At 40.7% G+C, this 11811-nt stretch carries 12 protein-coding genes; 10 read left to right on the forward strand and 2 right to left on the reverse strand.

Features of this window, described 5'->3' with window-relative positions; genetic code table 11:
* The first annotated feature begins 10 nt into the window (after positions 1-10).
* Genes BFS30_RS06400 through BFS30_RS06435 form a run of 8 tightly spaced genes read left to right on the forward strand, consistent with a single transcriptional unit; the run spans position 11 to position 7305 of the window.
* Entirely contained in the window at positions 11-1477 is a 1467-nt protein-coding gene (locus BFS30_RS06400; protein WP_069378521.1) for a complex I subunit 4 family protein, read from the forward strand.
* A gap of 4 nt (positions 1478-1481) precedes the next feature.
* Positions 1482-2855, forward strand: a complete 1374-nt coding sequence (locus BFS30_RS06405) for an NADH-quinone oxidoreductase subunit N (RefSeq protein WP_069378522.1) — start codon at positions 1482-1484, stop codon at positions 2853-2855.
* 45 nt (positions 2856-2900) lie between these two features.
* On the forward strand, positions 2901-3563 hold the full coding sequence (locus BFS30_RS06410) for a DedA family protein (RefSeq protein WP_069378523.1): 663 nt from the start codon (positions 2901-2903) through the stop codon (positions 3561-3563).
* 2 nt (positions 3564-3565) lie between these two features.
* The gene (locus tag BFS30_RS06415; protein ID WP_069378524.1) at positions 3566-4120 is read left to right on the forward strand and encodes an inorganic diphosphatase; all 555 of its coding nucleotides are present in this window, start codon (positions 3566-3568) and stop codon (positions 4118-4120) included.
* On the forward strand, positions 4120-5436 hold the full coding sequence (locus tag BFS30_RS06420) for a hemolysin family protein (RefSeq protein WP_069378525.1): 1317 nt from the start codon (positions 4120-4122) through the stop codon (positions 5434-5436). Before BFS30_RS06415 ends, BFS30_RS06420 begins: the two co-directional genes overlap by 1 nt.
* Before the next feature lie 11 nt (positions 5437-5447).
* Positions 5448-6152 (forward strand): 16S rRNA (uracil(1498)-N(3))-methyltransferase, encoded by a 705-nt coding sequence (locus tag BFS30_RS06425; protein ID WP_069378526.1) that lies wholly within the window; start codon positions 5448-5450, stop codon positions 6150-6152.
* Complete coding sequence (locus BFS30_RS06430; protein ID WP_069378527.1) at positions 6149-6805, forward strand: DUF4159 domain-containing protein; 657 nt, start codon at positions 6149-6151, stop codon at positions 6803-6805. The genes BFS30_RS06425 and BFS30_RS06430 overlap by 4 nt, the downstream gene beginning before the upstream one ends.
* A 2-nt stretch (positions 6806-6807) precedes the next feature.
* Positions 6808-7305, forward strand: a complete 498-nt coding sequence (locus BFS30_RS06435; RefSeq protein WP_069378528.1) for a biotin/lipoyl-containing protein — start codon at positions 6808-6810, stop codon at positions 7303-7305.
* Between the two features lie 46 nt (positions 7306-7351).
* Here the strand turns inward: BFS30_RS06435 and BFS30_RS06440 are convergent, their stop codons facing one another.
* Complete coding sequence (locus BFS30_RS06440) at positions 7352-8920, reverse strand: SUMF1/EgtB/PvdO family nonheme iron enzyme (RefSeq protein WP_069382321.1); 1569 nt, start codon at positions 8918-8920, stop codon at positions 7352-7354.
* Between the two features lie 215 nt (positions 8921-9135).
* On the opposite strand from BFS30_RS06440, the gene porV reads away from it, so the two are divergent.
* Together porV and ispF are read left to right on the forward strand one after the other, a co-directional pair.
* Positions 9136-10311: a type IX secretion system outer membrane channel protein PorV gene (porV, locus tag BFS30_RS06445; RefSeq protein ID WP_069378529.1), complete on the forward strand. Its 1176-nt coding sequence runs from the start codon at positions 9136-9138 to the stop codon at positions 10309-10311.
* 38 nt (positions 10312-10349) lie between these two features.
* A complete protein-coding gene (gene ispF / locus BFS30_RS06450) occupies positions 10350-10829 on the forward strand; it encodes a 2-C-methyl-D-erythritol 2,4-cyclodiphosphate synthase (RefSeq protein ID WP_069378530.1) in 480 nt (159 codons plus the stop codon).
* A 67-nt stretch (positions 10830-10896) separates the two neighbouring features.
* On the opposite strand, the gene BFS30_RS06455 is transcribed toward ispF, so the two are convergent.
* The gene (locus BFS30_RS06455) at positions 10897-11772 is read right to left on the reverse strand and encodes a pirin family protein (RefSeq protein ID WP_069382322.1); all 876 of its coding nucleotides are present in this window, start codon (positions 11770-11772) and stop codon (positions 10897-10899) included.
* Between the last annotated feature and the right edge of the window lie 39 nt (positions 11773-11811).

Genomic DNA, 11811 nt, shown 5'->3' on the forward strand with positions numbered 1-11811 from the left:
ACAAAACATAATGGAACAACTTTTACTACTTCTTATATTTCTACCATTGGTTGGCGCCGTGGTTACTGCATTCACAGGAACTGCAGCAAAACATGTTGCTCTGGTTTCAGCAATCCTTTCTTTGGCATTGACTTTAATCACGGTATGTAATTTCACTCCGGATGCCAGTACGCAGTTTGCGGTGAATTATCCATGGATCCAGGATTTGGGAATCAATTTCCATGCAGGAATTGATGGCATCAGTATGATCACGGTTTTATTGACCAATGTACTGGTTCCGATCATCATCCTTTCTGCTTATCAGCATGAGTATAAAAAAGCCAGTGCATTCTTCGCATTGATTTTATTTATGCAGTTTGGCTTGTTACTGGTATTTACCGCAATGGATGCTTTCTTATTTTATATCGGATGGGAAGCTGCATTGATTCCGATTTATTTTATCTGTGCCATCTGGGGAGGTAAAGACAGGATTAAAGTAAACATGAAGTTCTTTGTTTATACGATAGCAGGATCTTTATTCATGCTGTTGGGTATCATCTATCTGTACTTGCAGAATCCTGCCAACAATTTTGACATTCAGGCTTTTTATAATTTGAACCTTGATGCTGTTCAGCAGAGCTGGATCTTCTGGGCGTTTTTCATTGCTTTTGCAATTAAGATGCCTGTTTTTCCGTTCCACACCTGGCAGCCGGATACTTATACACAGGCACCAACACCGGGAACGATGTTGCTATCTGGAATTATGCTGAAAATGGGTATTTATGGCGTCATCAGATGGCTGTTGCCTGTTGCTCCGGAAGGCGTTCAGCAGTGGGGAAATGTAGCGATGGTGTTATCGCTGATCGGAGTAGTTTATGCTTCTTTGATTGCTTTTACCCAAAAAGATGCTAAAAGATTGGTTGCTTACTCCTCAATTGCTCACGTTGGCTTGATCTCAGCGGGTATTTTTGCTTTAAATACGCAGGGTATGCAGGGTGCTATGGTGCAGATGCTGAGCCACGGTATCAATGTGGTTGGTTTATTCTTCGTGCTGGATATCATTGCCAGCCGGATGAAAACAAATAAAATTGCGGAGCTTGGCGGAATAGCTAAACAGGCACCACAACTGGCAATTGTATTTCTGATCATTGTATTGGGAACAGTAGCGCTTCCGGGAACCAATGGCTTTATCGGAGAGTTTCTATTGTTGATCGGAGTATATCAGTACAAAGTATGGGCAGGTGTTTTCGCCGGATTGTCGATCATCTTTGGAGCAGTTTATATGTTCAGAATGTATCAGAACATAATGCTTGGAAAAACCAACGACCTTACCATAGGCTTTACAGATATTAAAGGATCTGAGAAAGTGGTATTGTATGTCATCTGTGCCTTGATCATCGTTTTGGGAGTATATCCTAAACCAATTCTGCATTTGTCAGAAGCCTCGGTACAACAATTAATAGAACAGGTAACACAAAAATTAACATCGGTAAACTAAGCAAATGAATATCATCATAACAATTACTGTTACAGCTTTAGTGGTGCTTTATGCAGGTTTGTTTAAAGCTAAAAAAGCGTTATTACCCCTTACCTTAATTGGTTTGCTTACTTCACTGGCTTTTGTTGCGACCTCATGGAACACCAACCAGACCTATTATGGAATGATGCAAATGGACAATTTTGCATTGGCTTTTGCCGGAATCACCATTCTGGGAACACTTTTTATCTTCTTGCTGACACAAAACTATTTTGCTGAACATAGCGAGAACATAGCCGAATACTTTACCCTGATCCTCTTTGCGCTTGCAGGGATCGTGATCATGGTTTCTTATAAAAATATGTCGATGTTGTTCATCGGTGTGGAAATCATGTCTGTGGCACTTTATATTCTGGCGGGAATCCGGAAGAACAATTTTGCTTCCAATGAGGCTTCCCTGAAGTATTTCCTGATGGGTGCCTTCTCTACAGGTTTCTTATTGTTTGGTATTACCCTAATTTACGGCGCTACGGGATCTTTTGACCTGGAGGCGATCAATCAGTACCTGGTGGGTAATTATAAGAGCATCTCGCCCTTATTTTATCCTGGTGTGATTTTATTGATGGTGGGTCTGTGTTTTAAGATTGGGGCTGCACCTTTCCACTTCTGGACACCTGATGTATACGAAGGAGCACCAACATTGATCACCGCTTTTATGTCTACAGTAGTAAAGACTGCTGGTTTCGCTGCTTTCCTTCGTTTGTTTGCCGATACCTTTGCACCTTTACATGATTTCTGGTTACCTCCATTGATGGTGATCGTATGCCTGACTTTATTCATTGGTAACATCACGGCGCTATTTCAAAAGAATTTCAAAAGAATGCTGGCTTATTCCAGTATTTCCCATGCAGGTTACCTGTTGTTCTCTTTAATTGCATTGACTGCAAGTTCAGCGAATAATGTATTGGTTTATGCCGCTGCTTATACTTTTGCAAGTATCATTGCTTTCGGGGTATTGATTCTGGTAAAACAGAAGACAGGTAACGACAGTTTTGACAGTTTCAATGGCTTGGGAAAACGCAATCCTTTTGCCGCATTCGTGCTTACTGTAGCGATGTTGTCTTTAGCTGGTATTCCCCTTACAGCAGGATTCATTGGTAAATACCTGATGTTCCTGAATGTAATGCATGATTACCAGTTTTATCTGGTTGCTTTTGCCATCTTAAATGCATTGGTAGGATTTTACTATTATTTTAAGGTGATCGTGGCGATGTATTTCAAAGAAGGAACTGACATTGAACTGGAAACTCCTGTACAATATAAAGTGGTATTGGCCTTATCGCTGATCATCACCGTTTTCCTTGGTGTATATCCTTCAGTAATTTTAAATCTGATATAATCATTTCTGTAGATAATTATATGTAGTTTTACGAATAATTGAACTATGCACGATTTCTGGAACTCATTACAGCACTTCATTGATCCCGAAAAACTACTTAAAGAAGGTGGTTTCTATGTTGTAATGTTCGTCATCTTTGCGGAGACGGGTTTGTTCTTTGGGTTCTTTTTACCTGGAGACTATTTACTGTTCCTTGCAGGCATGTTCGTCGCTACGGGCAAATTAGACGTAAACCTATATGTACTGATTGTAGGGCTGATCATTGCCGCAGTATCCGGGAATTTTACGGGTTATTGGTTTGGCCGAAAGACGGGCCCTGTACTGTACCATCGAAAGGACTCTTTCTTCTTTAAAAAACGCTATTTAAAGGCTGCCGAGGATTATTATAATAAACAGGGAGCCTTTGCACTTATAATGGGGCGCTTTGTTCCGATTGTAAGAACTTTTGCCCCGATTTTTGCGGGTGTAGTAAAATTAGATTTTAAAAGATTTGCATTATATAACTTTGCAGGTGCAATTATTTGGATTGCTTCCTTAACTTTGCTAGGTTATTTTCTTGGCAAGAGATTTGAAAAAGAAATTAACGACTATTTATTATACATAATTATAGGCTTCATTGTAATTACTACCATACCACTTGTTTATACATTCGTAAAAAAGAAGGTTGTGAAGGACGACAATGACCATATATCAAACACTGAACAATAAAAATGATTAAAGACGAGCATCATCCGTGGCACTGTGTTTCTCCGGGTGCAAACCTACCAGAATCCGTAAATGCAATTATTGAAATTCCTAAAGGATCTAAAGCTAAATACGAAATTGATAAAGATTCCCACCTGATTAAATTAGATAGGGTACTTTTCTCTTCTGTGATGTATCCGGCAAATTATGGCTTTATTCCACAAACTTATTGTGACGATAATGACCCTTTAGATATCCTTGTACTATGCTCTGTAGACGTTTATCCAATGTCTATCGTTGAGGCTAAAGTTATCGGGGTAATGCATATGGTGGATAATGGAGAGCAGGATGACAAAATTATCGCTGTTGCAAAAAACGACATGTCTGTTAACTATATCAATGATTTAGCAGAATTGCCTCCTCATACGATGAAAGAAATTGTGAAATTCTTTCAGGACTATAAGGCATTAGAAGAAAAACAAGTAACTATTGAACATCTTTTGGGCGTTCGGTATGCACATAAAGTAATACAGGAAAGTATCATACTTTATGACCAAAAGTTTAGAAATAACAATTCTTAATGGAAGGTTTTAAGATATTTTTAACATTCTTCTTAGTAGCACTGAACGGCTTTTTCGTTGCAGCAGAGTTTGCAATTGTAAAAGTCAGGGCCTCTCAAATTGAAATTAAAGCAAAGTCAGGAAGCCGGGTAGCGAACATTGCAAAATACATTACCCAGCATCTGGATGGTTACCTGGCTGCAACGCAGCTGGGTATTACACTTGCTTCCCTTGGATTAGGTTGGGTGGGTGAATCTGTAATGCACAGTCTGATCCACGATTTCCTGGTAAAATTCAATTTTTCTGAAGTATACATCACTTCGATCTCCACTGCCATAGCCTTTTTATTGATTACTGTAATGCACATTGTATTTGGTGAGCTGGCTCCTAAATCGGTGGCGATACAAAGGCCGGTTGCTACAACATTGTTTATTGCGATACCATTGCAGGCATTCTACCTGATCTTCAGGCCATTTATATGGGTGCTGAATGGCTTTGCGAACGTGATTCTTAAATTATTTGGAATTTCTAATGTGGGTGGACATGAATCTGTTCACAGTACGGAAGAACTTCATTATTTATTGGATCAGGGTAAGGAAAGTGGTGCGTTAGATACCAATGAGCATGAATTGATTAAAAATGTCTTTGACTTTAATGAAAGGGTTGTAAAGAACATTATGGTTCCCAGAACCAAAATATCAGGAATAGAGCTACAGACAGCACCTGCTGATGTGATTGACAAGATTATTGGTGAAGGTTATTCCAGATTACCGGTCTATGATGAGATCATTGACAAGATCATCGGAATTATACATGCTAAAGACATTTTGCCTTTGCTGGCAGGTCAGAAAGACTGGGCGTTAAAAGACATCATCAGAAAGCCTTATTTCGTTCCGGAGACTAAAAAAATTAATGACCTGCTGAGTGAGCTTCAGCAGAAACGTATCCAGATTGCGATTGTGATCGATGAATTTGGTGGAACCGCAGGTATGGTTACACTGGAGGATATCGTAGAAGAGATTGTTGGAGAAATCCAGGATGAGTACGATGAGGAAAAACCGACAGTAGAAAAAATCTCTGAGACGGAATTCATCATCAATGCTTATGCGACTGTTTACGATGTGAATGAACACCTGCCTCATGATCTTCCTGAAGATGAGGATTTCGATACCGTTGGTGGCCTGGTTTCTCATGCTTTTGGTAAAATACCTGAAGTAGGGGATAGCGAAGAGTGCTATGGGTATCTATTTACCATCTTAAAGAAAACTGAGCAAAATATTGAGACCATAAAGCTTGAACTGGTAATTGCTAAAAGCGATATGGTGGACAACCACTAATCCCTTGAGCAATGCATGTTTTTTATACCCCCGATATTGATTCCACTGAGTATAGCTTAAATGAAGAAGAAAGTAAGCATTGCCTGAAAGTTCTGAGATTAGGACGCGGCGATGTGGTCAATCTGATTGATGGAAAAGGAGGCTTTTATGAGGCGGAGATTATCGCTGAGGCGAAGAAAAATGTTCAGCTTCGGGTAACCAGCTCAATTCTGGAATACCAAAAAAGAAACCACCATCTTCATATTGTTGTTGCGCCGACAAAGAACATCGACCGCCTGGAATGGTTTCTGGAAAAGGCTACGGAAATAGGAATTGATGAAATCACGCCGGTGATCTGTGAACGGTCTGAACGGAAAATCATTAAAGAAGACCGTTTAAATAAAGTGATTACCTCTGCGGTAAAACAATCTTTACAGGCTTACCACCCTTTATTAAACCCACAAATTTCCCTGACCGATTTTTTAAAGATGGAGCATGATTCCATTAAAATGATCGCTCATTGTATCGATGGAGAGCCACGTCGGTATATCAGTGAAGTAATTGAATCGCATCAACGCTACCTGATACTAATAGGACCTGAAGGTGATTTTAGTCCCAAAGAAATAGAACTTGCTTTGCAAAGCGGCTTTAAACCCCTAACTTTAGGTAATACACGTCTGAGAACAGAAACTGCTGCATTAGCTGCCTGTTTTGAGGTGAATTATTTAAACCGATGAGAATTAAACTTTGCTTAATTGCCGGATTAATGATCCTGTTGAGTGGTTTCAGGCCGCCCACCTATAAGATGGCAAAATTAAAATATAATGGGGGAGGCGACTGGTATGCCAATAGAACGGCACTTCCAAATCTGATTGATTTTTGTAATAAAAACCTGAATACGAATTTTGCCGCTCAGGATGCCATTGTGGAAGTTGGGAGTGCGGAGTTGTTTAACTACCCTTTCACCTATCTTACAGGACATGGTAATGTTGCTTTCAGTGCCAATGAGGCGCAGAATTTAAGAAAATATCTGATCGGGGGAGGTTTTCTTCATATCGATGATAACTATGGCCTGGATAAGTTTATCCGTAAGGAAATGAAAAAGGTTTTTCCTGAACTTTCTTTTGTTAGTCTTCCTGCAAATCACCCGGTTTATCACCAGAAATTTAAATTCCCGAGCGGACTTCCAAAAATTCATGAGCATGACGGTAAAGTCCCACAGGGACTGGCGCTGATCTGGGAAGGAAGGGTGGTCTGTTATTACACCTTTGAGTGCGATCTGGGGAACGGATGGGAAGACTTTGGGACTTATCCCGAGGATACACAAGATAAGCGTCTGAGCGCCTTAAAAATGGGCGCAAATTTAGTTCAATATGCATTAACACAATAAGGATGAAGGTCAACGTAAACGAGCAGTACAATTTTGAGGTTGAATTAGCAGAGAAAGCCATAAAAGTAAACGGAGAGGAGCTGCAGATAGATTCGAAAGATTTGTCGGCAAGCCAAAAACATATCCTCTACCAGAATAAATCCTATAATGTAGAGTTGGTGGAGCGGGATGATGAGGGAAAGACCATGGTCGTCAAGGTAAATGGTCGTCTTTATCAGGTCGGAATCGAAGATCAATATGATGATTTACTCAAAAAACTGGGTATGGACAGCTCTTCTGCCAACAAGGTGCTGGAAATTAAGGCACCTATGCCGGGACTGGTACTGAACATCATTGTGGAAGAAGGTCAGGAAGTAAATAAGGGCGATAGTTTATTGGTACTGGAAGCAATGAAGATGGAAAACATCATTAAATCCCCAACGGGAGGGCTGGTGAAAAAGATTCTGGTCCTTAGAGGAGATAAAGTAGAAAAGAATGAAATCTTACTGCAGTTTGCATAAAAAAAGGAGCAATTGCTCCTTTTTTTATGCTTAGTATTTTTTGATTTTACTTTCCGGCGCGGAATGCTTTTGCAGCCTTAGGTTTAAATTGTGGTTTTCCCGTAGACCTGATCTCGGAAGCGCCTAACATGGTCATTGCACAACGGAAGCCGATGTCTGCAGTAGACTCATCCTGTGCAAGGAACCTTCTGGTAGCCGGGTTCAGCCATAATGCCTGATCTTCCCATGATCCTCCCTTATAAACTCTCGATTTATCTGTTACCAGTGTAATTTCACCATACAATTCATTTGCTTTATCTCTATAACCTCTTTGATCGGCATAAGTATTTACCGTTGGAGGAGGGGTAGCAGCCTGTTTTTCGGCCCAGGTTTGTTTCTTATAAGAAATGGCATCTGTTAAGACCGGCTTGTTGTATTTATCTTTTTCAATTTTTCCGCTAACCGGATCTGCTATTTTTTTGTCTTTATAGTAGTTTCCTCTATAAGGGTTAAAGGCATCTGCCGCTTCAAATGTTTTAGAACGGTAAACATCTGCCACCCATTCATTCACATTTCCAGCCATATTGTACAAGCCGAAATCGTTTGGCATATAAGACCTTACCGCAACGGTGAGTCCGCCTTTATCATTCAGGGATCCACCTACACCCATATAATCTCCTTTGGTCCTTTTAAAGTTGGCAAGGATCAGTCCTCTGGTACTTCTTTTTGCAGAGCTCAGGCCTAAACCATTCCATGGATAGATTTTATTGGCATTAATATTCTCGTATTGTGTGTTTCCGATCAGACCCAGCGCTGCATATTCCCATTCCGCTTCTGTTGGCAGACGGTACGGTTGTTTGATGATCCCATCTTCCAGCCTCACATTTCTTGTTGCGGCATTTTTACCTGTTGCAGCACCGTTAGCGTTAGAAGGATTGAGGTCTTTCATCGCTTTCTTACCCTTATCATCGTATTGTCCATTCAGGTATATATCGGTGTTAAATGGTTCTGTTGGTCTGGCAGTTGTTGTACCTGCTGTTTTTGACCCGCCATTGATGTCTTTAAAGCTGGTCATATAACCTTTTTCGCGAAGTAACAGCTCATTTACGCGGTCTGTTCTCCATTCACAATATCGCTCTGCCTGTTCCCAGGTTACTCCGACAACCGGATAGTCCTGATAGGCAGGGTGCCTTAAATAATTATCTACATAAGGTTCATTGTAGGATAGAGGCCTGCGCCAAACCAAGGTATCGGGAAGTTCATTATAGTAATACTCATGATCCGTTGGATAGCTGGTGCGTATCCAGTTCAGGTATTCCAGCCAGTTGGTATTGGAAACTTCTGTTTCATCCATATAAAATGAAGAAACTGTGGTTTCTCTTTTATGATTATAATTGCTGAGTTCCTCTCCGGGTACATTGATTGCACTTCCGCTCATGACAAAAACACCGCCTTCAATTTCCACTAATCCGGGACCCGGACCGCGCTTGAATTTTTTATTTACTTCAAAGCCTCCAAACTCCTGTTTGTTATATGCCATTCCTGTCTTCTCTGAGGTTCCTGACTTTGATTTGCAGGACGTTAGTGAAGCTATAATTGCAATAGATGCAATTGAATATAAGTATGATTTTTTCATATAGATGGATATCATAATGCTTTAACTGTTAAAATTACGTAAAAAAAGACTTATAGAACAACAAAACAAATGCTTTAAATAAAAATAATCTTTAAATAATGTTGTTTTGAATAAGTGTGAGGCATATTTAATAAATGAATAGAAAGTTCATAATCTTTTGATTTTAATAAACACTATGTTAACTTGCATATAATAGCGGTATAATTATCTGGCAAATGAGTGGAAGATTGGTAAAAGCTGTTCTGAGTATATTTTCTTTATTAACAGTTGGTGCTGATTTGTATGCTCAGAGTGTTCAGCCGGGAACCCAGACTAATGGGAGCCGTTCCAGCAATATTGCCACTGCGGTGCCCTTTTTACTCATTACACCAGATGCAAGAGCAGGGGGAATGGGAGAAGCCGGAGTTGCTGTTCAGCCAGATGCAAATGCCATGAGTATGAATCCTTCCAAACTGGCGTTTTTAGACCGCAGTTATGGTTTTTCCGTTTCTTATAGCCCCTGGTTAAAAAGCCTGATTCCCGATGTAAATCTCACTTACCTTAGCGGTTATTATAAGCTGGATGACCGGAACACGATTGCCAGCTCTCTAAGGTATTTCAGTCTTGGCGAGATTCAGTTAACTGATATCAGTCAGCAGGATCTGGGAGTTTATACCCCAAATGAATTGTCTTTTGATGTCTCTTTTGCGAGAAAAATGGGAGAGTCCTTTTCCCTGGGCACATCGGTACGGTATATCCGCTCCAATCTTTTTTCCGGACAGTTTTCCGCCGGACAACAAACAAAGGCCGGGAATTCCGTTGCTGTTGATGTTTCTGCTTATTTTAAAAAGCCAACCCGGTTTCTGGGCAAAGATGCCATTCTTTCGGCAGGGATGAATATCTCCAATATTGGCACAAAAATGAGTTATGTAGATGGTTATAAAGGTTACTTTCTGCCAACAAACTTAAAAATAGGAGGAGCATCTACTTTCATTCTGGATGATTTTAACCAGTTTACCTTTGCCCTTGATTTTAATAAATTACTGGTGCCAACACAACCGGTGTACAATACAGATGGGGAAATAATTGCAGGCGAAGATCCGGACAGGTCCGTTCCGGCGGGTATTTTCGGTTCCTTTACAGATGCTCCGGGCGGATTTAAAGAAGAAATGCAGGAGATTAACATTGCTGCAGGTATGGAATATTGGTACAATCAGCAATTTGCACTTCGTGCAGGCTATTTTTATGAAAGCCCTAAAAAAGGCGACAGGCGTTACTTTACCCTGGGTGCAGGTTTAAAATACAATGTATTTAATATAGACTTTGCATATTTGCTGGCCAGTCCGCAAAAAAGTCCTTTGGCAAATACGCTGAGGTTCTCTCTTTTGTTCAATTTTGGCCAGGCCAAATAAGGAAACAGGAATACTAATAAAACAAAAAACATATAGAAATGAAGATTAAGGTAGGGTTTGGCTTTGATGTACATCAGCTGAAGGAAAATCATCCTTTTGTGGTGGGAGGAGTAGATTTGGAACACCATAAAGGTGCTTATGGTCACTCCGATGCAGACGTGTTGTTGCATGCCATTTGCGATGCGCTCCTTGGTGCAGCTAATTTACGGGATATAGGTTATCACTTTAAAAATACTGATCCACGCTGGAAAGGGATCAGCAGCATTATCCTCTTACAGGAAAGTGTGAAACTGGTTAAAGAAAAAGGTTTTGAGATTGGTAATATCGATGCCATGCTTTGTCTGGAAGCCCCTAAAATCAATCCGCATATCCCGGCAATGCAACAGCACATTGCAACAGCCATTGGGATAGACATAGAAGACATTTCCATAAAGGCAACCACAAATGAGCAAATGGGCTTTATTGGAAGAGAAGAAGGGGTTGTTGCTTATGCCGTTTGCCTGATTCAAAAGATTTAAGCTAATGCTCCGCAAAGGAGATGAACATAAAAAAATCCGGTGCGTTCAAGCACCGGATTTCTGAAGGTTATTCCTCTAAATATCCGAATTTCCCCTGGTTATAATCGGCAATTGCCTGTTGAATTTCTTCTGGTTTATTCATTAAGAAAGGACCATATTGAGCAATGGGCTCGTTGATTGGCTCCCCGCTTAAAACAAGGACTGTGCTGTCTGTCAGTGCTTCAACTTCAATCTGCTCTCCTTCATTTTTAAAATGAACCAGCTGATCCGTCTTTGCCACTTCTTTATCGTTGACCTTGATCTCTCCTTCAATAACCACAAATGCGGTATTGTAAGCGGAAGGAAAACTAAAGAGAGTTTTTCCATTTTTATTCAGTCGGAGGTTGTATACATGCATGGGCGTAAAAGTGCTTGCAGAGCCTTTTGTACCTTCATATTCCCCCGCTATTACTTCCACTAACCCTGCTTCGTTTGCCAACTGATGTTTGGCCAGCGTACGCTGACAGAGTGCCTGATATTTAGGCTTACTCATTTTATCCTTTGCCGGTAAATTCACCCAGAGCTGAACCATTTGAAATGGGCCACCTTTTTTGCTGAAGGCTTCTTCATGGTACTCTTTATGCAGAATCCCGCTTGCAGCTGTCATCCATTGTACATCGCCGGGCTGGATTACCCCACTATTTCCTGCGCTGTCATGATGGGCAACGGCCCCGTGATAGGCAATGGTAACGGTTTCGAAACCCCGGTGAGGATGTACCCCAACCCCTCTCGGTTCATTACGTGCAGAGAACGCTATTTTCGAATTGTAATCCAGCATAAAGAAAGGGCTCATTTTAAGCTTGTATCCTTTTGGGAAAAAGTTATGAACCCGGAATCCATCTCCTACCATATGAGGTGCCGGCGGGTTTAAAACAGCCGACACCTGTTTAATATTTGCTTCCATCTTGTCTTTTTTTATGTGCTGACCTGGATGCATGAGTTT

The organism is Pedobacter steynii (assembly GCF_001721645.1).
In the GTDB taxonomy this organism is placed as follows: Bacteria; Bacteroidota; Bacteroidia; order Sphingobacteriales; family Sphingobacteriaceae; genus Pedobacter; species Pedobacter steynii_A.

Coding starts and splice junctions, on each gene's coding strand:
- BFS30_RS06400 (WP_069378521.1), top strand. CDS start 11: ATGGAACAACTTTTACTACTTCTTATATTTCTACCATTGGTTGGCGCC.
- BFS30_RS06405 (WP_069378522.1), top strand. CDS start 1,482: ATGAATATCATCATAACAATTACTGTTACAGCTTTAGTGGTGCTTTAT.
- BFS30_RS06410 (WP_069378523.1), top strand. CDS start 2,901: ATGCACGATTTCTGGAACTCATTACAGCACTTCATTGATCCCGAAAAA.
- BFS30_RS06415 (WP_069378524.1), top strand. CDS start 3,566: ATGATTAAAGACGAGCATCATCCGTGGCACTGTGTTTCTCCGGGTGCA.
- BFS30_RS06420 (WP_069378525.1), top strand. CDS start 4,120: ATGGAAGGTTTTAAGATATTTTTAACATTCTTCTTAGTAGCACTGAAC.
- BFS30_RS06425 (WP_069378526.1), top strand. CDS start 5,448: ATGCATGTTTTTTATACCCCCGATATTGATTCCACTGAGTATAGCTTA.
- BFS30_RS06430 (WP_069378527.1), top strand. CDS start 6,149: ATGAGAATTAAACTTTGCTTAATTGCCGGATTAATGATCCTGTTGAGT.
- BFS30_RS06435 (WP_069378528.1), top strand. CDS start 6,808: ATGAAGGTCAACGTAAACGAGCAGTACAATTTTGAGGTTGAATTAGCA.
- BFS30_RS06440 (WP_069382321.1), bottom strand. CDS start 8,920: ATGAAAAAATCATACTTATATTCAATTGCATCTATTGCAATTATAGCT.
- porV (WP_069378529.1), top strand. CDS start 9,136: ATGAGTGGAAGATTGGTAAAAGCTGTTCTGAGTATATTTTCTTTATTA.
- ispF (WP_069378530.1), top strand. CDS start 10,350: ATGAAGATTAAGGTAGGGTTTGGCTTTGATGTACATCAGCTGAAGGAA.
- BFS30_RS06455 (WP_069382322.1), bottom strand. CDS start 11,772: ATGGAAGCAAATATTAAACAGGTGTCGGCTGTTTTAAACCCGCCGGCA.